The organism is Sphingopyxis sp. UBA6723, assembly GCF_002454115.1.
GTDB lineage: Bacteria > Pseudomonadota > Alphaproteobacteria > Sphingomonadales > Sphingomonadaceae > Sphingopyxis.
Genome location: NZ_DKIH01000013.1, coordinates 151,376 through 175,050 on the forward strand (window position 1 = coordinate 151,376; position 23,675 = coordinate 175,050).

General features: G+C 62.8%; 21 protein-coding genes and 2 tRNA genes. 18 read left to right on the top strand and 5 right to left on the bottom strand.

From position 1 onward, the window contains the following. Positions 1-8: 8 nt before the first annotated feature. From nuoH to B4F07_RS14130, 11 genes are read left to right on the top strand one after another with little or no spacing between them, the layout of a single operon-like run. Positions 9-1,058 (top strand): NADH-quinone oxidoreductase subunit NuoH, encoded by a 1,050-nt coding sequence (gene nuoH / locus B4F07_RS14080; RefSeq protein ID WP_293697070.1) that lies wholly within the window; start codon positions 9-11, stop codon positions 1,056-1,058. Beyond that, the gene (nuoI, locus tag B4F07_RS14085) at positions 1,055-1,543 is read left to right on the top strand and encodes an NADH-quinone oxidoreductase subunit NuoI (protein WP_293697067.1); all 489 of its coding nucleotides are present in this window, start codon (positions 1,055-1,057) and stop codon (positions 1,541-1,543) included. The genes nuoH and nuoI overlap by 4 nt, the downstream gene beginning before the upstream one ends. Before the next feature lie 12 nt (positions 1,544-1,555). Continuing rightward, positions 1,556-2,167, top strand: a complete 612-nt coding sequence (locus tag B4F07_RS14090; RefSeq protein ID WP_293697064.1) for an NADH-quinone oxidoreductase subunit J — start codon at positions 1,556-1,558, stop codon at positions 2,165-2,167. Then, positions 2,164-2,469: an NADH-quinone oxidoreductase subunit NuoK gene (nuoK, locus tag B4F07_RS14095; RefSeq protein WP_053554267.1), complete on the top strand. Its 306-nt coding sequence runs from the start codon at positions 2,164-2,166 to the stop codon at positions 2,467-2,469. Before B4F07_RS14090 ends, nuoK begins: the two co-directional genes overlap by 4 nt. A gap of 4 nt (positions 2,470-2,473) precedes the next feature. After that, positions 2,474-4,519, top strand: a complete 2,046-nt coding sequence (nuoL, locus tag B4F07_RS14100; protein WP_293697037.1) for an NADH-quinone oxidoreductase subunit L — start codon at positions 2,474-2,476, stop codon at positions 4,517-4,519. Next, entirely contained in the window at positions 4,516-6,069 is a 1,554-nt protein-coding gene (locus B4F07_RS14105; RefSeq protein ID WP_293697034.1) for an NADH-quinone oxidoreductase subunit M, read from the top strand. Before nuoL ends, B4F07_RS14105 begins: the two co-directional genes overlap by 4 nt. Beyond that, positions 6,066-7,499 carry an NADH-quinone oxidoreductase subunit NuoN gene (gene nuoN, locus B4F07_RS14110; protein WP_293697031.1) on the top strand — a complete coding sequence of 478 codons (1,434 nt, stop codon included), beginning with the start codon at positions 6,066-6,068 and terminating at the stop codon, positions 7,497-7,499. The genes B4F07_RS14105 and nuoN overlap by 4 nt, the downstream gene beginning before the upstream one ends. Further along, positions 7,421-8,224 carry a biotin--[acetyl-CoA-carboxylase] ligase gene (locus tag B4F07_RS14115; protein WP_293697028.1) on the top strand — a complete coding sequence of 268 codons (804 nt, stop codon included), beginning with the start codon at positions 7,421-7,423 and terminating at the stop codon, positions 8,222-8,224. Before nuoN ends, B4F07_RS14115 begins: the two co-directional genes overlap by 79 nt. Further along, entirely contained in the window at positions 8,225-9,010 is a 786-nt protein-coding gene (locus B4F07_RS14120) for a type III pantothenate kinase (protein WP_293697025.1), read from the top strand. It begins immediately after the preceding gene. Then, on the top strand, positions 9,007-10,641 hold the full coding sequence (locus B4F07_RS14125) for a ribonuclease J (protein WP_293697022.1): 1,635 nt from the start codon (positions 9,007-9,009) through the stop codon (positions 10,639-10,641). Before B4F07_RS14120 ends, B4F07_RS14125 begins: the two co-directional genes overlap by 4 nt. A gap of 14 nt (positions 10,642-10,655) precedes the next feature. Continuing rightward, positions 10,656-10,916 carry a DUF1467 family protein gene (locus B4F07_RS14130; RefSeq protein ID WP_293697019.1) on the top strand — a complete coding sequence of 87 codons (261 nt, stop codon included), beginning with the start codon at positions 10,656-10,658 and terminating at the stop codon, positions 10,914-10,916. 389 nt (positions 10,917-11,305) lie between these two features. On the opposite strand, the gene B4F07_RS14135 is transcribed toward B4F07_RS14130, so the two are convergent. Further along, the gene (locus tag B4F07_RS14135; RefSeq protein WP_293697016.1) at positions 11,306-13,675 is read right to left on the bottom strand and encodes a hypothetical protein; all 2,370 of its coding nucleotides are present in this window, start codon (positions 13,673-13,675) and stop codon (positions 11,306-11,308) included. 68 nt (positions 13,676-13,743) lie between these two features. On the opposite strand from B4F07_RS14135, the gene B4F07_RS14140 reads away from it, so the two are divergent. Next, the gene (locus B4F07_RS14140) at positions 13,744-14,040 is read left to right on the top strand and encodes an Hpt domain-containing protein (RefSeq protein ID WP_293697013.1); all 297 of its coding nucleotides are present in this window, start codon (positions 13,744-13,746) and stop codon (positions 14,038-14,040) included. Positions 14,041-14,228: 188 nt separating this feature from the next. Then, entirely contained in the window at positions 14,229-15,527 is a 1,299-nt protein-coding gene (locus B4F07_RS14145; RefSeq protein WP_293697010.1) for a tetratricopeptide repeat protein, read from the top strand. A gap of 84 nt (positions 15,528-15,611) precedes the next feature. On the opposite strand, the gene B4F07_RS14150 is transcribed toward B4F07_RS14145, so the two are convergent. Further along, positions 15,612-16,085 (bottom strand): Lrp/AsnC family transcriptional regulator, encoded by a 474-nt coding sequence (locus B4F07_RS14150; protein ID WP_293697007.1) that lies wholly within the window; start codon positions 16,083-16,085, stop codon positions 15,612-15,614. Positions 16,086-16,254: 169 nt separating this feature from the next. Here B4F07_RS14150 and B4F07_RS14155 point away from each other — a divergent pair, with 169 nt between their 5' ends. The 3 genes from B4F07_RS14155 to B4F07_RS14165 all read left to right on the top strand — a co-directional run bounded on the left by B4F07_RS14155 (position 16,255) and on the right by B4F07_RS14165 (position 19,104). Then, complete coding sequence (locus B4F07_RS14155) at positions 16,255-17,919, top strand: histidine kinase dimerization/phospho-acceptor domain-containing protein (protein WP_293697004.1); 1,665 nt, start codon at positions 16,255-16,257, stop codon at positions 17,917-17,919. 79 nt (positions 17,920-17,998) lie between these two features. Then, a complete protein-coding gene (locus B4F07_RS14160) occupies positions 17,999-18,973 on the top strand; it encodes a polysaccharide deacetylase family protein (RefSeq protein WP_293697001.1) in 975 nt (324 codons plus the stop codon). Between the two features lie 55 nt (positions 18,974-19,028). Continuing rightward, a tRNA-Ile gene (locus B4F07_RS14165) sits at positions 19,029-19,104 on the top strand. A gap of 17 nt (positions 19,105-19,121) precedes the next feature. On the opposite strand, the gene B4F07_RS14170 is transcribed toward B4F07_RS14165, so the two are convergent. Continuing rightward, positions 19,122-19,400, bottom strand: a complete 279-nt coding sequence (locus B4F07_RS14170) for a hypothetical protein (protein WP_293696998.1) — start codon at positions 19,398-19,400, stop codon at positions 19,122-19,124. Between the two features lie 224 nt (positions 19,401-19,624). Here B4F07_RS14170 and B4F07_RS14175 point away from each other — a divergent pair, with 224 nt between their 5' ends. Beyond that, positions 19,625-21,100 carry a M20 family peptidase gene (locus tag B4F07_RS14175; RefSeq protein ID WP_293696995.1) on the top strand — a complete coding sequence of 492 codons (1,476 nt, stop codon included), beginning with the start codon at positions 19,625-19,627 and terminating at the stop codon, positions 21,098-21,100. 28 nt (positions 21,101-21,128) lie between these two features. Here the strand turns inward: B4F07_RS14175 and B4F07_RS14180 are convergent. After that, a tRNA-Pro gene (locus tag B4F07_RS14180) sits at positions 21,129-21,205 on the bottom strand. A 16-nt stretch (positions 21,206-21,221) separates the two neighbouring features. Beyond that, complete coding sequence (locus B4F07_RS14185) at positions 21,222-21,569, bottom strand: hypothetical protein (RefSeq protein WP_293696992.1); 348 nt, start codon at positions 21,567-21,569, stop codon at positions 21,222-21,224. Positions 21,570-21,978: 409 nt separating this feature from the next. Between B4F07_RS14185 and ettA the strand changes: the two genes are divergently transcribed. Then, positions 21,979-23,658, top strand: coding sequence for an energy-dependent translational throttle protein EttA (ettA, locus tag B4F07_RS14190; protein ID WP_293696989.1), 1,680 nt, complete (start codon positions 21,979-21,981; stop codon positions 23,656-23,658). Positions 23,659-23,675 lie beyond the last annotated feature (17 nt).

The following is a 23,675-nucleotide window of genomic DNA, read 5'->3' on the forward strand; positions in this document are numbered from 1 at the left end:
GTAAGCGCATGACCGAGACCTTTATCTCTTGGGGCATGGACCCGAACTGGGCGTGGGGCGTGGCAACCGTCGCGGGCATCCTGCTGATCGCGTTGCCGCTGATGCTGGCGGTCGCGATGATCATCTATGCCGACCGCAAAATCTGGGCGGCGATTGCGCTGCGCCGCGGGCCGAATGTCGTCGGTCCCTTCGGCCTGCTGCAGAGCTTTGCCGACGGTTTGAAAGTGTTCCTGCAGGAAACGATCATCCCGACCGGCGCCAATCGCGGGCTGTTCCTGATCGCGCCGATCATCACCTTCACCGTCGCGCTGATGGCGTGGGCGGTGATCCCGTTCAATTCGGGCGCGGTGCTCGCCGACATCAACGTCGGATTGCTCTACATCCTCGCGATTTCTTCACTTGGCGTTTATGGCGTCGTGCTGTCGGGCTGGGCCTCGAACTCGAAATATCCCTTCTTTTCCGCGATGCGCGCCGCGGCGCAGATGATCTCTTATGAAGTGTCGATCGGGTTTATCCTGGTGGGTGTCGTGCTCTATGCCGACAGCTTCAACCTCAACGAAATCATCAAGGCACAGCAGGGTCATGGGCTCGGCATCGTCAACGCCTTTGGCTTCAACTTGCTGCTGTTCCCGCTCGCGGTGATCTTCCTGATCGCCAGCCTCGCCGAAACTGCGCGCGCCCCGTTCGATCTGACCGAAGCCGAGAGCGAGCTCGTCGCGGGCTATCAGACCGAATATTCGTCGATGAGCTTCGCGCTGTTCTGGCTCGGCGAATATGCCAATGTGCTGCTGATGGCGACGCTCAACGCCGTGTTGTTCTGGGGTGGCTGGCTGCCGCCGCTTAACATCGACCTGATCCCATGGTTCGACATTCCGGGGATCATCTGGCTGTTCGCCAAGATCCTGTTTTTCTTCTTCATCTTCAGCTGGGTGAAGGCGACCGTGCCGCGCTACCGCTATGACCAGCTGATGCGCCTGGGCTGGAAAATCTTCCTGCCGATCAGCTTGATCTGGATCTTCCTGATCTCGGGCTGGCTGATGCTGACGAGGTACTCATGACATCTATTGCCCACCTCATCAAAAGCTTCACCTTGTGGGAGTTTGTGAAGGCGCACGCCCTCACGCTTAAATATTTCTTCAAGCCGAAGGCGACGATCAACTATCCGTTCGAGAAGAACCCGCTGAGCCCGCGGTTCCGCGGCGAGCATGCGCTGCGTCGTTATCCGAACGGCGAGGAACGCTGCATCGCGTGCAAGCTGTGCGAAGCGGTGTGCCCGGCGCAGGCGATCACGATCGAGGCCGAGCCGCGCGATGACGGCTCGCGCCGCACGACGCGCTACGACATCGACATGACCAAGTGCATTTATTGCGGCTTCTGTCAGGAAGCGTGCCCGGTCGATGCGGTGGTCGAGGGGCCGAACTTCGAATATGCGACCGAAACGCGCGAAGAACTGCTGTATGACAAGGCCAAGCTGCTCGCCAATGGCGACAAATGGGAACGCGCGATCGCGGCAAATCTTGCCGCCGACGCGCCCTATCGGTAAGGGCGCGCGCACATGATCCAGCTTATCGCCTTTTACCTGTTCGCGACCATCGTCATCGCCTCCGCAGCGATGGTGATTTTCGCGCGCAACCCGGTCCACAGCGTGATGTGGCTGATCCTCGCCTTCTTCAACGCGGCGGGGTTGATGCTGCTGGCAGGGGCCGAGTTCATCGCGATGCTGCTCGTCATCGTTTATGTCGGCGCGGTGGCGGTGCTGTTCCTGTTCGTCGTGATGATGCTCAACATCGATTTCGCCGAGCTGCGCGCCGGTTTTGTGCGCTACCTGCCGCTCGGCGCACTGGTCGCCATCATCCTCGTCGCCGAGCTGATCTTTGCGCTGGGCGCGTGGAGTGCGGGCGGGGTCGATCTGGCCGCGCGCGCTGCGCCAGCAGTCACTGACAAGAGCAATATCCAGCAGATCGGCGAGCTGCTTTACACGCGTTACATCTTCCTGTTCGAGGCGGCGGGGATCATCCTGCTCGTCGCGATGATCGGCGCGATCGTGCTGACGCATCGCCAGCGTGGCGGGGTGCGTATCCAGAATATCTCGTCTCAGAACCAGCGCCGTCCGCAGGACGCAACGCGGCTTGTCGATCCGGGCGTCGGGCAGGGGATGGAATTGTGATTTCGGTCGGTCATTATCTTGCCGTATCGGCGGTGCTGTTCACGCTCGGCGTGCTCGGCATCTTCATCAACCGCAAGAATATCATCGTCATCCTGATGGCGATCGAGCTGATCCTGCTCGCGGTGAATATCAACCTCGTCGCGTTCAGCGCGGCGCTGGGCGACCTGGTCGGACAGGTTTTTGCGATGTTCGTGCTGACGGTGGCGGCGGGCGAGGCTGCAATCGGGCTTGCCATTCTTGTGATCTATTTCCGCGGCCGCGGCACCATTGCGGTCGATGACGCCAACCGGATGAAGGGGTAAGCCGGTGATTCAGGCGATCGTTTTCCTGCCGCTGCTCGCGGCGCTTGTCGCAGGGCTGGGCCAGCGAGCCATTGGTCCGTTCGCGGCCAAGCTGATCACCACTGGCGCGCTGTTCACCAGCGCGGCGCTCAGCTGGCCGATCTTTCTGTCGTTCGTGATGGGGACCGGCGAGGCCGAAGTCGTCACCGTGCTGCACTGGGTGTCGTCGGGCGCGCTGCAATTCAACTGGGAGCTGCGCATCGACGCACTGACCGCTGTGATGCTCGTTGTCATCACGACGGTGTCGGCGCTCGTCCACCTCTACAGCTGGGGCTATATGGAGGAAGACCCGGACCAGCCGCGCTTCTTCGCCTATCTCTCGCTCTTCACCTTCGCGATGTTGATGCTCGTGACTGCGAACAACCTGGTCCAGATGTTCTTCGGTTGGGAAGGCGTCGGACTCGCGTCGTATCTCCTCATCGGCTTCTGGTACAAGAAGCCGAGCGCCAATGCCGCGGCGATCAAGGCGTTCGTCGTCAACCGCGTCGGCGATCTGGGCTTCATGCTCGGCATTTTCGGCACCTTCCTGGTGTTCGGCACCGTCTCGATCCCCGAGATCCTCGCCGCTGCGCCTGGAATGGCGGGTTCGACAATCAGCTTCATGGGGATGCGTCTCGACACGATGACGATCCTCTGCCTGCTGTTGTTCATCGGCGCGATGGGCAAGTCAGCGCAGCTCGGTCTGCACACCTGGCTGCCCGACGCGATGGAAGGTCCGACCCCGGTGTCGGCGCTGATCCACGCCGCAACGATGGTCACCGCGGGCGTCTTCATGGTCTGCCGCCTATCGCCGATGTTCGAGATGTCGGACGTCGCGCAGGGTGTCGTGATGTTCGTCGGCGCCGCGACCTGTTTCTTCGCCGCGACCGTCGCGACGACGCAGTGGGACATCAAGCGCGTCATCGCCTATTCGACCTGTTCGCAGCTTGGCTATATGTTCTTCGCCGCGGGCGCGGGCGCTTATGGCGCCGCGATGTTCCATTTATTCACGCATGCCTTCTTCAAGGCTTTGCTATTCCTGGGCGCCGGTTCGGTCATCCATGCGATGCACCATGAACAGGACATGCGTTATTATGGCGCGCTGCGGAAAGAAATCCCGATCACCTATTGGGCGATGATGCTGGGCACGCTGGCGATCACCGGCGTCGGCATCTATGGCGTGTTCGGTTTTGCGGGCTTCTATTCGAAGGACGGCATCCTGGAAGCGGCCTTCGCAAGCGGGGGAGGCGGGGTGATCGCTTTCTGGGTCGGCATTTTTGTCGCCTTCCTCACCAGCTTCTATTCGTGGCGCCTCGTCTTCCTGACCTTCCATGGCAAAGCGCGCTGGGAGCAAAGCGAGCATATCCAGCATGCTGTGCATGACGATCATGGGCATGGTCACGACGACCACGCCCACGCGGCCCATGACGATCATCATCACGCCGCGCAGGGCGATGGCACCGCTGGCTACAAGCCTCACGAAAGTCCGGTCACCATGCTGATCCCGCTGATCATTCTGTCGATCGGCGCGGTGTTCGCAGGCTTCGCGTTCAAATATCCGTTCATCTATCCCGACGAAGGTCTGGCTTTCTGGAACGGGAGTCTCGCTTTCGACGCCGAACTGATGCACGCCGCGCATGAAGTGCCGCTGTGGGTGAAATGGACGCCGTTTACGGTGATGGCGATCGGGCTGTTCCTCGCGTGGAACAGCTATATTCGCAACACGACGTTGCCGGGCCGCTTCGTGGCGCAGTTCAAGCTGCTCCACCAATTCCTGTTCAACAAATGGTATTTCGACGAGCTCTACAACATCGTCTTCGTGAAGCCTGCCTTCGCAATCGGCCGCTTCTTCTGGAAGCGCGGCGATGAGCAGACCATCGACCGCTTCGGTCCCGATGGTGCGGCGGCGCTCGTCCAGGGCGGCACGCGGCTCGCGGTGCGGCTGCAATCGGGTTATGTTTATGGATATGCGTTTGTGATGCTGCTCGGGCTTGTCGGCCTCGCCAGCTGGGCCATGGTGAAGTTCCTGTGAGCGGCTTTCCGATCCTTTCGCTGATGCTGGCGATCCCCGCGGTCGCCGCCATCGCGTGCCTGTTCGCGGGTGACAAAATGGCGCGCTGGGTCGCATTCGGCGCGACGCTGGTGACCTTCGTCCTCGGCTGCGTGATGTGGGCGCAGTTCGACATCGGCGGGCCGCAGTGGCAGTTCACCGAACGCGCCGACCTGTTCGGGCGGTTCAGCTGGGCGCTCGGCATCGACGGCATGGCGCTGATGCTGATCATGCTCAGCGTGTTCCTGATGCCGCTGTGCATCCTTGCCAGTTGGGACGCGATCAAGAGCCGTGTTGGCCTCTACATGGCGATGTTCCTCGTCATGGAAACGATCATGATCGGCGTGTTCTGCGCCCAGGATCTGCTGCTGTTCTACATCTTCTTCGAGGCTGGCCTGATCCCGATGTATTTCATCATCGGCATCTGGGGCGGCGCGAACCGCAAATATGCGGCTTATAAATTCTTCCTCTATACGCTGCTCGGATCGGTGCTGATGCTGATCGCGATGATCGCGATGATCGCCGAAGCGGGAACGACCGACATCCCGACGCTCCTCAATTACGACTTCCCGGTCGAAATGCAGACGTGGCTGTGGCTCGCGTTCTTCGCCAGCCTTGCGGTCAAGATGCCGATGTGGCCCGTCCACACCTGGCTGCCCGACGCGCATGTGCAGGCGCCGACCGCGGGGTCGATGATCTTGGCCGGCGTGCTGCTCAAACTCGGCGCTTATGGCTTCATCCGCTTCATGATGCCGATGTTCCCCGACGCGTCGGCGCAGCTGATGTGGATCGTCTTTGGCCTTTCGATGGTGGCGGTGGTCTATACCAGCCTCGTCGCGCTGGTGCAGAGCGACATGAAAAAGCTGATCGCTTATTCTTCGGTCGCGCATATGGCGATTGTCACCGCGGGCCTGTTCGCGTTCAACCAGCAAGGCATCGAAGGCGCACTGATCATCATGCTCAGCCACGGCGTCGTGTCGGCCGCGCTCTTCTTCTGCGTCGGTGTGATCTATGATCGGCTGCACACGCGCGAGATCGACCGTTATGGCGGGCTCGCGGTCAACATGCCGGCTTATGCGATCTTCTTCATGCTCTTTACAATGGCGTCGATTGGCTTGCCGGGCACCAGCGGTTTCGTTGGTGAATTCCTGAGCCTCGCCGGGATTTATGAAGCTTCGAGCTGGGTCGCCTTCGTCTGCACCACCGGGATCATCCTCGGCGCCGCATATATGCTCTATCTCTATCGCCGCGTCGTGTTCGGCGAACTCACCAAGGACGATGTCAAGGCGATGCCCGACCTCAATCCCCGCGAATGGGCGGTGCTGGCGCCGCTGGCCGCAGTGGCACTGTGGATGGGTGTTTATCCCGAAAGCTTCCTCGCGCCGATGCGCGGCGATGTGACGACGGTGGTCGCGCGGCTCGCTCCGGCCAAACCTGCGGGCGATGCCCATCTGGCCGCCGGCAAGCCGCAGCCCGCCAAGGCGCAGGGCGAAGCCGCCCACGGATCGAGCCATGCGGGAGGCGTCCAATGACCGCCGATCTCGCACTCATCTGGCCCGAACTGATCCTGACGATCGGCGGGCTCATCACCCTGATGCTCGGCACCTTCCTAGGTGACCGGCAGGTTGGCATCTACCAGCTCAGCGCGCTGCTGACGCTGGCGGCGGCTGCGGCGGCTGTTGTCGCGCTGTTCGGCGTCGATGCCACGGTCTTTTCAGGGACGCTGTCGGTTGACGGTTTCGGCGGCTTCGCCAAGCTGCTGATCTACGCCGCCAGCTTTATCTGCATCCTCATCGCGCCGCGCTTCTTCACCGGCGGGATGCGCGCCGAATATCCGACCCTGATCCTGTTCGCGGCGCTTGGTATGGGGATCATGGCGTCGTCGCGCGACCTGATGACGCTGTACGTCGGGCTCGAACTCAACAGCCTCGCGGCCTATGTGCTCGCCAGCTTCATGCGCACCGACGAGCGCTCGACCGAAGCGGGCCTCAAATACTTCGTCCTCGGTGCGCTCGCGTCGGGAATGCTGCTCTATGGCATTTCGCTGCTCTATGGCTTTACCGGCACCACCGATTTCAGCGGCATTGCGGCGCGCATGGGCGGCGAGATGAACATCGGGTTGATCTTTGGCATCGTATTCGTGCTCGCGGGGCTTGGTTTCAAGATCAGCGCTGTGCCGTTCCATATGTGGACCCCCGACGTTTACGAAGGCGCACCGACCCCGGTGACGACCTTCTTTGCCAGCGCGCCGAAAGTCGCTGCGATGGCACTGATGACGCGCGTTGTCATCGACGCGATGGGACCTGCAATTGGCGCGTGGCAGCAGATCATCATCTTCCTTGCGCTTGCCTCGATCATCCTCGGTGCGGTCGGCGCGATCGGGCAGAAGAATATCAAGCGCCTGCTCGCTTATTCGTCGATCAACAATGTCGGTTTCATGCTGATCGGTCTCGCTGCGGGAACGCAGGCGGGGGTCGAAGGCGTGTTGACCTATCTGCTCGTCTATGTCGTGACGACGATTGGCGCCTTCTTGGTCGTGCTGCAATTGCGCGACGCTGACGGCAATTATATCGAAAGCATCCCGGCGCTCGCGGGTCTGTCGCAGCGCCGCCCCGGACTGGCGGCAGCGATGGCGGTATTCCTGTTCAGCCTGGCGGGTATTCCGCCGCTGTTCGGCTTCTGGCCGAAATATCTGGTGTTCGAGGCCGCGGTGAACGCCAACCTGCTGCCGCTGGCGATTGCGGGCATCGTCGCGTCAGTGATCGGGGCATTCTATTATATCGCGATCATCAAGACGATGTATTTCGATGACAATTCGGACACCGAAATCCCCGCGGGCGGTGGCGCAATCGTCGAGGATGCGGTGATCACGGCGAGTGCCTTGTGGCTGTCGGTGATCGGTTATCTCTTCATCCCGATGCTCGCAGTCGTTTCGGCGAGCGCCGCCGCGGTGCTGTTCTGATCCCGCCGATCGAGCGGGTAGCGCAGACAGGTTCGACCAACGCCGACCTGCTGGCGCGGCTGGCCAGCGGCGAGCAGGTCGGCGAGGGGCATTGGCTGATCGCCGATCGCCAGACCGCCGGGCGCGGACGGCTGGGGCGCGACTGGAACGACGGGCAGGGCAATTTCATGGGCTCGACCGTCGTGCATCTGACGGTCGGCGACCCGTCGGCAGCAACGCTGGCGCTGGTTGCCGGAGTGGCGCTGGCCAAGACCGTTGCTGCTTTGGCACCGGGCGTCGAGGCGCAGCTTAAATGGCCGAACGACCTGCTGGTGGCCGGCGCCAAATGCGCGGGCATCCTGATGGAGCGTAGCCGCGATTCGGTGGTGATCGGGGTTGGCGTCAATCTGGTCGTCGCACCAGACCTGCCCGACCGCCCCACCGCGACATTGGCGGGCAAGGACGCAGCGATCGACCGTGATCATTTTGCCGGTGCACTCGCGATCGCGCTCACCGATGCGCTCTGGACATGGCGGCAGGAAGGCGCCGCGAGCATCGTCCGCGCTTGGCTACCGCTGGCGCATCCGCGCGGTACGGCGCTGCGCGTGTCCGAACAGGGTATCGAGGGGACGTTCGAAGGTCTGGCCGACGACGGCGCGCTGCGCTTGCGCACTGCGCGCGGGGAGACCATGCTGGTGCACGCTGGGGACGTCGAACTGGGCCGCCCGGTCGAGAAAGAGAGATAGATGCTGCTCGCGATCGATGTCGGCAACACCAATGCCAAATTTGCGCTGTTCGACGGATCGCAGCTGCGCGCGCGGTGGCGGATCGCCACCGACGACCGGCGCACCGCCGACGAATATATGGTGTGGCTCGATCAGTTGCTGCGCATCGAGGGCTATGACCGCGCGCAGGTCGATGCAGTGATCATCTCGACGGTCGTGCCGCGCGCGCTCCACAATCTGCAACTGTTGGCGGTCAAATATTTCGGCGTCGATGCGTTGGTCGCTGGACGCGAGCCCGTGACATGGGGCATCGCGCTCAAGGTCGACGAGCCGCGCTCGGTCGGTGCCGACCGCGCGGTAAACGCGATCGCGGCGCAAGCGGTCGAACCCGGCAAGGACAAGCTGGTCATCAGCTTCGGCACCGCGACGACGCTCGACCATATCGACACCGACGGCGCCTATCTGGGCGGGATCATTGCGCCCGGCGTGAATCTCTCGCTCGAAGCCCTCGTCGCGGCCGCCGCCAAGCTGCCACGCATTGCAATCGAAGCCCCCGCGACCAGCAGCGTGATCGGGCGCACCACCGAAAGTCAGATGTTGATCGGCGTCTATTGGGGCTATGTATCCATGATGGAAGGCCTGATAGGGAGAATGAAATCCGAAATCGGCAAGCCACTCACCGTCATCGCGACCGGAGGCCTTGCAACCTTGTTTCAGGAACAAGCCCATCTGTTCGACCGCATCGAACCCGACCTCACGCTCAACGGGTTGATGCACCTCTATAACCAACGGAACCAGACAATATGACGACTCCCGGAAAGGAGCTACTTTTCCTCGCGCTCGGCGGATCGGGCGAGATTGGCATGAACGCCAATCTCTACGGCTGCGACGGCAAATGGATCATGCTCGACCTCGGCGTGACCTTTGGCACCCATGACTATCCAGGCATCGACATCATCATGCCCGACCTGGAGTTTATCGAGGATCGCAAAAAGGACCTGCTCGGTATCATCCTGACCCACGGGCATGAGGATCATATTGGCGCGTTGCCTTATCTCGCCGCCGACCTTGGCGTGCCGCTCTACGCCAACCGCTTTACCGCCGGATTGATCGCCAACAAGCTGGCGGAAGAGGGGCTGGAGAAAGAGATCAAGATCAAGACCGTCGACATCGACGCGCATTTCCAGCTTGGGCCGTTCGGCATCCGCCTGATGCCGCTGGCGCACTCGATTCTGGAGATGAGCGCGGCGGTGATCGATACGCCTTATGGCCGCGTGTTCCACACCGGCGACTGGAAGCTCGATGCCGATCCGGTGCTGGGTACGCCGTCGAGCGCCGCGGCGCTGACCGCGATTGGCGACGAGGGCGTCGATTTCCTGATCGGCGATTCGACCAATGCGTTCAATCCAGAGGCGTCGGGCAGCGAGGGGGACCTGTATGACGGGCTGCTCACCGCGGTCGGCAATGCCAAGGGTCGCGTCATCGTCACCACCTTTGCCTCGAACGCCGCGCGACTCAAGACGCTGGGCCGCGTGGCGACGGCAACGGGGCGCACCCTGTGCGTTGCGGGTCGCTCGCTCGACCGCATTTTGGGCGTGGCGCGCTCGGTCGGTTATCTGAAAGACTTTCCGCCGACGGTCGATTTCGACGAGGCAATGCGCCTGCCGCGCGACAAGGTGATGGTGATCGCCACCGGCGGACAGGGCGAACCGCGCGCGGCGCTGGCGCGGATGGCAGCGGACAGCCACCAGATCAAGCTCGCGCCGGGCGATACCGTTGTGTTTTCGTCGAAGCAGATTCCGGGCAACGAAGTCGCGATTGGACGGATCATGAACCAGCTCGCGGCGAAGGACATTCTGACCGTCACCGAAAAGCAGGCACATATCCATGTCAGCGGTCATCCGGGGCAGCCCGAACTCGCGGCGCTTTATGGCTGGCTGCGTCCGAAACTGGTGGTGCCGGTGCATGGCGAGATTCGCCATATGCACGAACAGGCGCGTTTTGCGCTGGAAAAGGGCGTTCCCGATGCGCTGATTCAGGAAAATGGCGATCTGGTGCGGCTGGCCCCCGGTCCCGCCAAAATCCTCGAGCGCGTTCGCGCCGGGCGCCTTATCCTCGACGGCGACGTCATCCTGCCCGCCGATGGCGAGACGATCAACGAGCGCCGCAAGCTGGCATTGCACGGGCATATCACCGTCGCGGTGATCTTTACCGGCAAACGCTTCACCGACGTCGCGGTCAGCTATCGCGGCGTGCCGGTCGAGGATGAGCGCGAGGCGTTTATCGACGAAATGCGCGAGGCGGCCGAACAGGCGGCCTTGGCGCCCGCCAAAGAGCCGGAAAAAATGCGCGAGGCGATCCGGCTGAGCGTGCGCCGCGTCGCGACCGATTGGACCGGCAAAAAGCCGGTCGTCGATGTCATGCTCGTGCAACTCTGAACGGATTACCGACGATGAAATGGACCTCGGCGCTCGCCATCTATTCGCTGTTCTTCGCGCTCAGCGCTTTCTTCGTGCTGCCGTTCCACGGCCGCAAAGGGAGCGACGATGAGGCGCCGCTGGTAAAGGGCCAAGACCGCGGCGCCCCCGCGACGTTCCGGCCCGGCCGCATTCTGCTCCAGATGGCGATCGTCGCGACGATCGGGTTTGTGATTTATTACGCTGCCTATGTGAGCGGGGTCGTCGATCCCGATGTGGTGAGCGGGCGGGCCTGACCCGCTGGCGACTAATATTCTGCAAAGTTCAGGAAAGTTCAGCCCTATGGGCCGCCCGATTTGGATCTCGCGGTGATTTTGATGCGTTTTGCACCCCTCGCATCAGCGTTACCGGCAAGCCAAGCCGTGACTGATATTTGTCTATCAAATAAAAAAGCCGAGTGAAGGCTGACACAGCCTGAAATTGTAGGAAAGAACTTTTCGAAGAGGTCGTCTGCTGCGGGGTGGTTTTCAGACCGTCTCTTATTCGTCATCCCGGCGAAGGCCGGGATCCCACCCTCTCGGTTTCCCGCGACGGCGAGATCCCGGCCTTCGCCGGGATGACGATTGAATAAACGTCCGCTTCCTTTCGGAACCCGCCACGCCGATCGATTAACACCACCGCCGGCCTAGTTCCGCAAGCGGTCGATCGCCTGCGCCAGAGCCACATACAGCTTGCCGATGTCCGACGACAGCAAGGTTACGCTGATCGCCGACCCGTCGCGCGCGCCGATCAGCAGGCGCAGCATCGCCTCGAAATCATGGATGAACTGGTTCACCGATGCGTGGAAGCCGTCGTCATTCTGGTAGAGGCGCAGGATTTCCTTCGCCTCGCCATTCTCGATCAACTTCACCGCACGGCGCGCGAAAACGCCGCGGTCGCCCTTCAGATACGCATCCCATGCGGTGTCGCTCACTTCGGTCGACAGGATCTTGGTGACGTCGATCGCGGTCGATTTCAGCGCTTCGGTCAACAGACCCACCTGTTTAGCCAGCGAATCGCGGTCGGATGCGGCGATCGCCTGTTCGGCTTCGGCGACGCGCTGTTCTACGCTCGCGCTCGTGTCCATGATCGTGATCAGCTGGCGCATCAGCCGGTCGGCGGCGCCGTTTGCGGCGGCGACGGCGCGGGCGGAGGCTTCTTCGATCGCGGTCAGCTGCGCCATGATCTCGGTCTTGAACGCGGCGTCGATCGCCTCGGTCGCGGTCGCCTGCATCGCTTCGCGCGCCCCCGACACCAGCTTTTCGAGCGTCTGCCGCGCTTCATCGGCGGCCGAGTCGGCGGTGGCGCGCACTTCGCCCAGCGTTGCGATCATCCGCGCGCCGCCCTGTTCGGCAAATTCGTCGGCGCCATCGCGCAGTTTAGCCAGCGCGGCTTCGGCGTCGGCGAGCGAGCCGTTAATGCGGTCGACCAGCGCCTGCTGGCTGGTCGCGTGCCCCGCCATCTGTTCTTCGTTCGATTTGAGCGTCGCCTGCACTGCATTGACGTGCGACATCGTCGATTGCGCAACCAGTTCGGACGCCTCCAGCATCGGTCGCAGCTGCGAAAGCGCGGTCTGCGTCGCCTTGCCATGCGAGGTCATGCGGTCGAGCGCGTGGGGCAGCGTCTCGTCGAGCTCGCGCGTCACCGCGTCGAGCGCGAGGAGCAGCGATTCGGCGTGGGTGATCAGCTGGTGTGCCGACGCATTGCCGCTCTGCACTTCCTGCATAAACGCGGCGAGCTGCGCCTTGGTGTCATCGATCGAACGGCCAATGACGCCGGTGCTGGCGCTGACGCTGACGTCGAGCACCTCCAGCTGCTGTGCGACTTCGGCGACATGCGCGGTGATCCGCGTCGCGAGTGCATCGCTGGCGTCGGCGTGGGCGGACAATTGCGCACCCATCGCATCGCCAGCATCGCGCGCGGCGGCCAGCTTGGCATCCATTTGCGCCGCGGCGGTGTCGACACCATCGCGGAACAGGCGCCAGCTTTCCTCCATCTGCGCGGTGACGGTGGCGACGGTCGATGTCATATCGTCGCGCGCGCTGGCGCTGACGCTGGTCATCCGCGCGAGCGCCGCGTCGTGTGCGCTGCTCACTTGGGTGGAAGCCGCGAGCAGGCCGGTTTCGGTGTCCTTGCCCTGCTCTTGCAGCGCAACAATCGCTTCGAGAATGCTGGCGGTCGCGGTCTCACCGGTTTGCGCGGTCTTGGCGGCCGCCTCGCCAAGTTCGGCGAGTTTCGCTTCGAGGCTGGCGCCCTGCTGGTGCGCGACGAGTCCGGCTTCGCGGAAATTCACTGCGAGCCGCTGCGCCACATCGTCGATCCGCGGCAGGCCGGCGAGCAGACCGTCCATGCGCTGCAAAGCGACGTCGCCCGAGCGTGCGAGCTGATCATGCGCATTGGCGATGACCGATGCGTTACTGGCCAGCTTGTCGCTGCTTTCATTGAGCCGCATCACCGTGTCGAACCCAAGCTGCTGAACGAGCTTGGCCTGTTCGCCGAGCTGCTTTTGCGCATCTGCGAGGTGCAGTCCCAGCGAATGCATCGATTGATTGAGCGCCAAATTTTCTTCGCGCAGTGCCGTTGCCACCCGGGCGAAACGCGCCTGCTCCGAACGACCTGAACGCAGCAGTACCATCCACAGTACGGCGAGCAGCGTCAGCGGCATCGCGATCGTTGCGACTAGCGACGGGGTGTCGGCAAGTGCAGGGCTGCGCGCAAAATTGTCCGTCGCGACCGACAGCGCGAACCCTGTCCAGCCGATGCCCACTAAAACAAGCAGGGCCGGGGCGACGCGATCGCGCCATGGCGATTCCTGCCCCGCATCATCGGCATAATCGGCACCATCTTCGGCCGCGATCAGTGGCGCCATTTCGAGCCACTCGCGTTCGACTGGTGCCGCTGCATCGAGCGCGGCCGCCGTTTCGGGCGGCGCGGCGTCGGCCCGCGCGGCGCTGTCGGCTTCCTGGATCTCGGCGGAATCCCGCCACAATCCGACAATTTTCTTATCCCCCGTCATGGGGTCATCTTAGCATCAAATGGCCGTCTTGAAACGGAAACTTAACCACGGGGTGCCAAGCCTGTGGAATGTCTTTTGATAGTGGCCCCCTCGACAGGTACCTCAGCGCCGCGATCGGCGACGATCCGGCGATCGCGATGGACCTGCGCACGGCCTTTACCGGCGGTGCGCGCGACCTCGCCGACCTGATGCGCCGCGCCCGCTGCGACGCCAATTGGGAGGTTGCCGCGCTTCGCCTCAAGGGGCTGGCGGCAACCTTTGGCATCATCCCGCTGATCGAACTTGCCGAACAGGCGATGGCCGGCGCGCCGGGCGATCCGCTGGTGCTGCGCCAGATCAACGCGGCGATCGACGACCTCGCCTGAGCCGCGCGGCGAATGAAAGGGAGCGGGGTTCAATTCCCGTTCAGCCGCTTTCTTCCAATAAATATCGCAACGGGCCGTCTTGCCATGGCAACGCGACGGGTTTAGCCGCGTTATGAACGCGCGCCGGAACCCCGTTTGCGTTGCCTGTTTTCGTTGGGCGAGCCGGCCGATTCTGAGGAGAGATTTCGATGTTCACCCGTTTCCGCTCGATGCCCGCGACGGCCATGGCCGCTGTGCTGGGCTGCGCGCTGATGACGACCGCGACCCCGGCCGCTGCGCAGAAGAAAGAAAAGCCGAAAAAGGAAGAAGCCGCCAAGGGCAAGGGGCTGGTCGCCAGCAAAGGATTCGCTCCGGCGCTCAAAAAGATGACCGATGCCGCCGGCGCCAAGGACGCTGCGACATTGCAAGCAGCGCTGACTGAGGGACAGGCCAGCGCATCGACGCCCGACGACAAATATCTGATCGGTTTCTATCAACTCCAGCTTGGCATCCTGAACAAGGATCAGGCGCTGCAGGGGCAGGGGCTCGATGTGATGATCGAGTCGGGCCTGACCCCGGCTGAAAACATTGGCGTCTATAATTTCTATTCGGGCAATTTTGCCTATGGTGCGAAAAATTACACCAAGGCGATTCAGCGGCTCGAAGCGGCGAAGGCCGCGGGTTCGACCGAAAGCGCGCTGTCGCCGATGCTGATGGACAGCTATTTGAACGGTGGACAGATCGACAAGGGCTGGGAAATCGCCCAGGCCGGGATCGCTGCCGCCCGGGCGGCCGGTACGAAACCGTCCGAAGAGCTGTTTGTGCGTCCCGCCCAAGCCTTTCAAAAAGCCAACCGGACCAATGAAATGCTGGACGTGCTGACCATGCGCGTGCAGGATTATCCGACCCCGGCCACGTGGCGCAACACGCTGTACATCCTGTTGCAGCAGTCAGGCGGCGACAAGGAACTGAACCTCGACATCCTGCGCCTGATGCGCGCCACCAATTCGATGACGCAGCGTCCCGAATATCTGGAATATGCGGGGCTGGCGACCGAAGCCGGTTATCCGGGCGAGGTCGTTGCGGTCATCAAGCATGGCCAGAACCGCGGCGCGATTCCCAAGACCGATACGCATTTCGGCGGTATTCTGGAATCGCAAACGCCGCGCGCGGCGGCAGACGCCACCGCCGTTGCCGCCGACGCCGCCAAACCGGCCACGCTGACCAATCCCAAGGCAGCGCGCGCGACTGCCGATGCGCTGGTCGGCAGTGGCGATGCGGCCAAAGCCATTCCGCTGTATGAAGCGGCGTTGGCGGCCAGCCCGACCGATCCGGTCATTCAGTATCGACTCGGCGTCGCGCAAGCGCTGGCGGGGCAAAGCGACGCAGCGGTGGCCAGTTTCGCCAAAGTGCAGGGCAATCGGCAGCGGCTGGCGCAACTGTGGGCAATCCAGGCCAAGGCTGGCGCAGCGCCGGCGGCCGCTCCGGCAGCGACGCCCGCGACCTGAGGCTCGGGCGTTAACAACGCAAAAAAGGGCGCCGTTCCGGTTTGGAGCGGCGCCCTTTTTGTTGGGCGTTCAGGATTGGGCCGATCAGAGTTCCACTGGAATACCCGCCAGCTGCTTTGCGGTGCGGATCGTCAGCGATGTCTTGACGCTGGTGACATTGGGCGCCGAGGTCAGATGGGCGGTCAGGAATGACTGAAAGCTTTGCAGATCGCGCGCAACGACCTTTAGCAGAAAGTCGATTTCGCCATTGAGCATATAGCATTCGCGCACTTCGGCGAGACCGCCGACATAATCTTCGAACGCTTTCAGGTCGGACTCGGCCTGACTGCGCAGGCTGACCATCGCAAAGACGGTGATGCCATAGCCGAGCTTCGCAGCATCGAGATCGGCATGATAGGATCGGATGACCCCCGATTCTTCCAGCGCGCGGACGCGCCGCAAGCATGGCGGTGCGGTCAATCCCACCATTTGCGCCAGTTCGACATTCGTCATCCGGCCATTTTTCTGTAGCTCGCCCAGTATCTGGAGGTCGATCTGATCGAATTTCTGACTCGCCATTGTTGAAACATCCGCTTTCCAAAACTGCGAACACCATAATATTATTTCAGCCGATTGCAATTGTCCCACAATGTGACGTGGCCGGTGAAGGCACTTTCATGACCGGGGGATTCACGCTAGCCGGTAAGCTTACGGTAACCAACGATAGAAGGTGTGGGGCTGGCTTCGCGTGACTGCTGACTCGATGATCGCGACCATCCTGCGTCAAGCGCCTGCGGATCATCGCGCCAGCATCGCAGCGTGGCGCCAGCTGTCCGATATTCTGGCGCAGCGCGGCAATCAACTGGATGATGACGATATTCGTCGCAGCCTGCATGCACTGGCCGTCCTGCGGCCGCGCGTCCCCGAATCGGTGCGCCGCGATTGCGCGCGGGCGATCGCGAAACACGGCCGATTTGCGCCGCTGGTCGCGTTTTACGGCAACGACGTCCCCGCCGTCGCGGCGATCATGTTGCGCGGCGCGCAATTGTCGGAAGCGGACTGGCTGGCGATGCTGCCAGCGACCAATGCCATGGCGCGATCGGTGCTCGCTGGACGGACGGATCTACCGCAGGGTGTTTATCGTGCGCTGGCGAGTTTGGGCAGCGGGTCGGTCGCGCTGCCGCGGCCCGTGGTGGACGCCGAAGCCGCCCCGGCACCGGTGTTGTCGCTGCACGCGGCACCCGATGCTGCGGTGGAAAATGGCACCAGCCAGATCAGCGAACTTGTCCGCCGGATCGATAAATATCAATCGACCCGCAGCCAGCCTGACGCAGCCAGGTCCATCGCCGCACAGACGCCGCGATCGGCGTTCCTGTTCGAGACCGGCCCCGATGGCGTGATCCATTGGGTTGACGGCGTGACCCGAGGCGCGGTGATCGGCCTGTCGATCGCCGAGGCGGCATTTGGCGGCGAACCCGGCACCGACGGTGTCGCGGCAGGCGCCTTTCGTCAACGGGCCGAGATCCTCAACGCGCGCATGATGCTCGAAGGCACGCCTGCGGACGCAGGCGAATGGCGCTTTTCGGCGCTGCCATGGTTTGACCCGGCCACCGGGCAGTTCCGCGGCTATCGCGGCAGCGCCCGCCGCCCGAACCGCAACGAGACCCCTTATGGCCGCCCGGTGGCCGAAGATTCGGGCGACTCGATCCGTCAGTTGATCCACGAACTGCGCAGTCCGCTCAACGCCATTTCGGGCTTTGCCCAAATCGTTGCGGGTCAGATGTTCGGGCCGGTCAGCCAAAGCTATCGCACGATGGCCGACACGATCGTTGCCGACGCCCTGTCGGTGCAAACGATCATCGACGATCTGGAGACAGCAGCGCGCAGCAACGCCATCGCCGCGATCGATCCGGCGCCGGGCGAAATCGTCGATATCGGTGCGATCGTGACCCAAGTCGAAAGCGACCTGGCGGCGTTGCTGGCCGAACAGCGCGTTGATCTCAGCATTTCGCGCGTCGGCGGGCCGTTCAGAGGGCTGGCGAACGATGCCAATGCGCGCCGCATGATCGGCCGCTTGCTGACCGCACTGATCGATGTATCCGAAACGGGAGCGATACTGGTCGGCCAGCTCGTCACCGAATCGCCGCATGACGACATGCTTCAGCTGCGGATCGTTCGGCCCGCGACGATTCGTTTCGCCACCGCATCCGACCTGCTGGACCCCGGTTTCAGCCCTGAGGGCGAGGCGCCGGGCGCCGCGGTGCTCAGCCTTGGCTTTTCCTTGCGGCTAGTCGACAGCCTGGCCCGTGCGGCGGGCGGACGGCTCGACATCGGGCATAACGCCTTGACCTTGCACCTACGCTCGGCCAACTCGAAGGCCGAAGCCGGGCTGGAGGCCCAGCAAGGCGAATAGCCGGGGCGGTTGCGGAGCAAAGGGGAGCGTGGTGCAGCCTGCGGGCAATTTCTTTGCTGAGCCGGCACGGTCCGACCTGGTGGAACTTGCAGCGGACGAGCGACCGCGGTTCTGGGTCACGATCGATACCGAAGAAGATTTCGACTGGGAGGCGCCCTTTGCGCGCACGGGCTATGGCCTTGCGTCAGTCCCGGCGCTCGCCGACTGTCAGGGCTATTTCGAACGTGCGGGGGTAAGGCCGATATATCTGGTCGATTGGCCGATCGTTGCCGACGACCGCGCGTTGGAAATCCTGGGCGCAGCGCAGGCCAATGGCGCGTGCGAGATTGGGGCGCAGCTTCATCCGTGGGTGACGCCGCCGCATGACGAGGCGGTCAGTGCCCGCCACAGCTATACCGGCAATCTGCCCCGCGACCTGCAACGCGCAAAGATGACCGCGCTGCGCGATGCGATCCGGGATCGCTTCGCAGCCGCGCCGACCGTGTATCGCGCCGGGCGCTATGGGCTCGGCCCCGACACCGCGACGATGCTCGCCGAACTTGGCTTTCGCTGTGATACATCGGTGCGGTCGGGGTTCGATTATCGCGCTGGTCATGGTCCCGACTATCGCAGCGCACCGCTGCATCCCTGGTGGGTTCGGACGGAGGCAGGGGCGGTGCTAGAGATGCCGGTGACAACCATCTTCAGTGGTCTGCTCGGCGGCGCTGGCCGCGCGGTTTACCATCGCCTCGCGCGCAACGGTACGCACGTCGGCGCGGCGCTGGCGCGGCTTGGAATGGTCGAGCGGATCGCGCTGACGCCCGAAGGCATTCCTGCCGCGCGGGCGCGCGAGGCGATCGACATCGCCGTCGATCGGCGCCTGCCCGTGCTCAACTTCTCGTTCCATTCGCCATCGCTGCAACCCGGCAATACCCCCTATGTCCGTACGCAGGACGATCTCGACCTGTTCTACCGCTGGTGGGATGTGGTGCTCGACCATTTGGCGCGGCGCGGGGTCGAGCCGACGACGGGGGCCGAGATTCTGGCGATGGCAGAGCGCAAGGCGATCGCTTGAGCCTTGGTGCTTGCCAACGCGCCGCGGCCTCCGCTATCGCCGCATCTCCCCACGGGGGCCTGTAGCTCAATGGTTAGAGCTGGCCGCTCATAACGGCTAGGTTGCGGGTTCGAGTCCTGCCGGGCCCACCATTTCCTGTTGGCATGCGCTAGGGGGCCTTTGTCCGGAGTCGCTGCGCCGCGGTCAGGTCGCGCAGCACCTGCGCCCGCATCTCAAGCTCGCGCCGTTCGGAATCGGACAAGCCATCGCGCGCGTAACGGTCAGCCAGCGTCGAAATTTGCGCGGCTTCGCGGCGGAGCGCGCGGGCTTCGCGTTTCGACAATTGACCACTGTCGCGACCATTGCTGATCCGCTCACGGGTTTCGCGAAGATCATGGCCGACCGTCGACTGGCCATGCTGCCTGCCCATATCGGAGATCCCCGGCATTCGATCGCCTGGGGACGGGGCTCGCGGTAGGAACTGCGCAAGTGCGAGGGTCGGCGCCAGCAGGGCGGCAAGAAGGATCAACAAGCGCATGGTCGGTCTCATCTTCAGTGGTGCGCCGAAAATCGCGCCGATGCCATGAACGCGTCATGAACCCGAGCCCGCCCGTATTCTGCTTGCAAATCGAAACCGATGGAGGTCCATTGCGGCGGGAGAAGGAGAGGGACATGCGAAAACGGCGGATCCTATTGCTGGGCGGGCTGGCGGTCATTGCAGTGGTGGCGGGAACGGTCGCGGTGCGCACCGCCAGCTTTGCGCCGACGGACATCGCCGATGGCAGCGATATCCGGCTGGCCGCGGCTCCCAGCTATAATCTCGACACCGCGGTTGCGAACCTCAGCGCGGCGGCGCAGATCCGCACGATCTCGCATCAGGATCCCGCGGACGATGACGTCGCCGAATGGGACCGCTTGCACGCGTGGCTCGCCGCGACCTACCCCGCCACTCACCGTGCGATGACCCGCACCATTTTGCCGAACCGGACGCTGATCTATCATTGGCCGGGTAGCGATGCTTCGCTGGCGCCGATCATCGTCATGGCGCATCAGGATGTGGTGCCGGTGACGGAAGGGACCGAAGGCGACTGGAAATATCCGCCCTTCGCGGGCATGATCGCCGAAAAGGCGGTGTGGGGGCGCGGTACGGTTGACGACAAAGGATCGCTCGTCGGCCTGTTCGAAGCGTTGGAAGCGCTTGCAGGGCAGGGCTTCCAGCCCAAACGGGGAATTTATCTTGTCTCCGGCCATGACGAAGAGGTCGGGGGATCGGGCGCCGCCGCGGCAGCGGCCAAATTGAAAGCCGAGGGGGTACGCGCCTTGTTCACTCTCGACGAGGGCAGCGTGGTCCTGCGCGACACCCCTGTCATCAACGGTCCCGCGATCCTGATCGGGGTTGCCGAAAAGGGCTATGCGACGCTGAAAGTGACCGCCAACGCACCCGGCGGGCATAGTTCGATGCCGCCAGCCGAAACCGGGGTGACGACGCTGGCGCGCGCGGTGCTGGCAATCACGGAAAATTCCTTTCCGATGGAAATGCGCGGGCCCGGCGCGGCAATGGTGGAATCGCTTGCTGCGCATAAGGGCGGCACGACCAAGATGGCGGTGGCCAATCAATGGCTGTTTGCGCCCCTTCTGAAGCGCCAGCTCGGTGCTTCGCCTTCGTCGGCGGCAGCGTTCCACACGACGATTGCCCCGACGATGCTGGAGGGAAGCCCGAAAGAGAATGTCCTGCCGCAATCGGCCACCGCGCTGATCAACTATCGCATCGCGCCATGGAACACGTCGGCCGACGTCATGGCGCGGGCGAAGGCGGCGGTGGGCGAGGCACCTGTGGAGTTCAGCTGGGTCAAACCGCCGAACGAGCCGTCGCGCGTGTCATCGACCAGCTCGCAAGGCTGGAAATATGTTGTGGCGGCAGCGCGTGCCGACGCGCCGGATGCCGTCGTTGCGCCTTTCCTGGTGGTAGGCGCAACCGACAGCCGCAGCATGGCGCCGATTTCAGAGGATGTGTACCGCTTCATGCCGATGCACTTCTCGCTGAAAGAGACGGCGATGATCCATGGCACCAACGAACATATGACAATCGACAGCTTCAAGCGCATGGTCGATTTCTATGCGCGGCTGATCGCAACGTCCGCCGGATAAACGCGGCGGGGATAATGTGGGAAGACAGTGGTCGGGGAGACAGGATTCGAACCTGCGACATCCTGCTCCCAAAGCAGGCGCGCTACCGGGCTGCGCTACTCCCCGACTACTGGGGGGCGCCTTAGACAGCGTGGGCGCGCAAGTCTATCCCGCCCGTGCAAAAGGCAAAGAAAAAGGCGGCCTTCCCGAAGGAAGACCGCCCGTTTCTCGTTTCAGTCAACGCCCCGAAGGGCTGCGACTTACTTCTTTTCTTCAGCCGGAGCGGCAGCGGCATCAGCCGGAGCAGCAGCGGCATCAGCCGGAGCAGCCATGGCATCAGCCGGAGCAGCAGCAGCGTCGGCACCAGCGGCAGCAGCTTCGGCACCAGCAGCAGCGGCGTCGGCGCCAGCAGCAGCGGCGTCAGCGCCTTCTTCAGCAACAGCTTCAGCAGCCGGGGCTTCCGTGGTGGCTTCTTCAGCAGCCTTTTCACCGCAAGCGGCGAGGGCGAACATGCTGGCAGCAACGGCGATAGCAGCAAATTTCTTCATGATGTGTGGGCTCCCTAAAATGCCTTACCGCGATGGGGAAACTTCCCGTCCCGCGAGCGGCGGGATTTAGCCGTTCCGTATGGATCGTCAACAAAAATAATTGAGATGTCCCGCGCTGGCGGAAATCTGTCATTCTTGCGCAACAAATAGGCTGGCCTGCTATAGCGGCGCGGAACGAGAATCGCGAAAATCTGATGGCCCGATCGCATGGGAGCATCGCAGCAACCTCTGCCTGCCGCCGCGCGAGCCGGGTAGGGCAGGCGCCGATTGCCAAGCGCGCGCCCATTCGCTAACCGGCGCGCAATATCTCTCCCGGCCGCACGCGGCCGAGCCACTCATCGGAGCATATCCATGGCCGCCCAATATAGTTTCGTGATGAAGGGTCTGAACAAGACCTATCCCGGCGCGCAAAAGCCGACGCTCAAGGATCTCAGCCTGCAATTCTACCCCGATGCCAAGATCGGCATCGTCGGGCCGAACGGCACCGGTAAATCGACGCTGATGAAGATCATGGCCGGCATCGACACCGAATTCACCGGCGAGGCCTGGGCCGGCGACGGGATCACCGTCGGCTATCTGGCGCAGGAGCCCGAGCTCGACCCGACCAAAACGGTCAAGGAAAACGTCATGGACGGCGTCCGCGGCGTTGCCGACATGATGGACCGCTTCAACGAGATCAGCACCCTGATGGCCGATCCGCCCGCCGACGCCGATTTCGATGCGTTGATGGAGGAAATGGGGACGCTCCAGGAAAAGATCGACGCGGTCGACGGCTGGACGCTCGACAACCAGCTTGAGATCGCCATGGAAGCCTTGCGTTGCCCGCCGGGTGACATGGGTGTGCAGAGCCTGTCGGGCGGCGAAAAGCGCCGCATCGCGCTCACCCGCCTGCTGCTTGAGAAGCCGTCGATCCTGCTGCTCGACGAACCGACCAACCATCTGGACGCCGAAAGCGTGGCCTGGCTCGAAAAGCATCTCGTCGATTATCCGGGCAACGTCATTCTGGTGACCCACGATCGCTACTTCCTCGACAATGTCGTGAACTGGATCCTCGAACTCGATCGCGGTCGCTATTTTGTCTATGAAGGCAATTATTCGACCTATCTGGAAAAGAAGGGCAAGCGGCTCGAACAGGAATCGCGCGAGGATGCCGGTCGCCAGAAAGCGATCAAGGACGAACTCGAATGGATCCGGCAGTCGCCAAAAGCCCGTCAGGCCAAATCGAAAGCGCGTATCAAGAGCTTTGACCAACTGGTCGAGGCGCAGGAAAAGCGCATCCCGGGCAAGGCGCAGATCGTCATTCAGGTGCCGCAGCGTCTGGGCGGCAAGGTGATTGAGGTCGAAAACATTTCCAAAGCCTATGGCGACAAGCTGCTCTTCGAAAATCTGTCCTTCTCGCTGCCCCCGGGCGGCATCGTCGGGGTGATTGGCCCCAACGGCGCAGGTAAATCGACCTTGTTCAAGCTGATCACCGGGCAGGAAACCCCCGATAGCGGCAAGGTTGTCATCGGCGACACCGTCCACCTTGGCTTTGTCGATCAGAGCCGCGACGATCTGAAACCCGACAACAATGTCTGGCAGGAAATTTCAGGCGGCGCCGAGATGATGAGCATCGGCAAGCACGAAATGCAGACGCGGGCCTATGTCGGCGCGTTCAACTTCAAGGGCGTCGATCAGCAGAAGAAGGTCGGCCAGCTGTCGGGTGGCGAACGCAACCGGGTCCATATGGCCAAGATGCTGAAACAGGGTGGCAACGTGCTGCTGCTCGACGAACCGACCAACGATCTCGACACCGAAACCCTTGCAGCGCTCGAAGAGGCGCTCGAAAATTTCGCCGGCTGCGCCGTGGTCATCAGCCACGACCGCTTCTTCCTCGATCGCCTCGCGACCCATATTCTGGCGTTTGAAGGCAACAGCCATGTCGAATGGTTCGAGGGCAATTTCGAATCCTATGAAGAGGACAAGATCCGCCGCCTTGGCGACGATGCGACGCGCCCGCACGCGACGTCGTACAAGAAACTGACGCGCTGATCGCGATGGGGGAGGGG

Coding starts and splice junctions, on each gene's coding strand:
- nuoI (WP_293697067.1), top strand. CDS start 1,055: ATGACATCTATTGCCCACCTCATCAAAAGCTTCACCTTGTGGGAGTTT.
- nuoN (WP_293697031.1), top strand. CDS start 6,066: ATGACCGCCGATCTCGCACTCATCTGGCCCGAACTGATCCTGACGATC.
- B4F07_RS14120 (WP_293697025.1), top strand. CDS start 8,225: ATGCTGCTCGCGATCGATGTCGGCAACACCAATGCCAAATTTGCGCTG.
- B4F07_RS14130 (WP_293697019.1), top strand. CDS start 10,656: ATGAAATGGACCTCGGCGCTCGCCATCTATTCGCTGTTCTTCGCGCTC.
- B4F07_RS14090 (WP_293697064.1), top strand. CDS start 1,556: ATGATCCAGCTTATCGCCTTTTACCTGTTCGCGACCATCGTCATCGCC.
- ettA (WP_293696989.1), top strand. CDS start 21,979: ATGGCCGCCCAATATAGTTTCGTGATGAAGGGTCTGAACAAGACCTAT.
- B4F07_RS14145 (WP_293697010.1), top strand. CDS start 14,229: ATGTTCACCCGTTTCCGCTCGATGCCCGCGACGGCCATGGCCGCTGTG.
- nuoH (WP_293697070.1), top strand. CDS start 9: ATGACCGAGACCTTTATCTCTTGGGGCATGGACCCGAACTGGGCGTGG.
- B4F07_RS14135 (WP_293697016.1), bottom strand. CDS start 13,675: ATGACGGGGGATAAGAAAATTGTCGGATTGTGGCGGGATTCCGCCGAG.
- B4F07_RS14140 (WP_293697013.1), top strand. CDS start 13,744: ATGTCTTTTGATAGTGGCCCCCTCGACAGGTACCTCAGCGCCGCGATC.
- B4F07_RS14150 (WP_293697007.1), bottom strand. CDS start 16,085: ATGGCGAGTCAGAAATTCGATCAGATCGACCTCCAGATACTGGGCGAG.
- B4F07_RS14125 (WP_293697022.1), top strand. CDS start 9,007: ATGACGACTCCCGGAAAGGAGCTACTTTTCCTCGCGCTCGGCGGATCG.
- B4F07_RS14170 (WP_293696998.1), bottom strand. CDS start 19,400: ATGCCGGGGATCTCCGATATGGGCAGGCAGCATGGCCAGTCGACGGTC.
- B4F07_RS14175 (WP_293696995.1), top strand. CDS start 19,625: ATGCGAAAACGGCGGATCCTATTGCTGGGCGGGCTGGCGGTCATTGCA.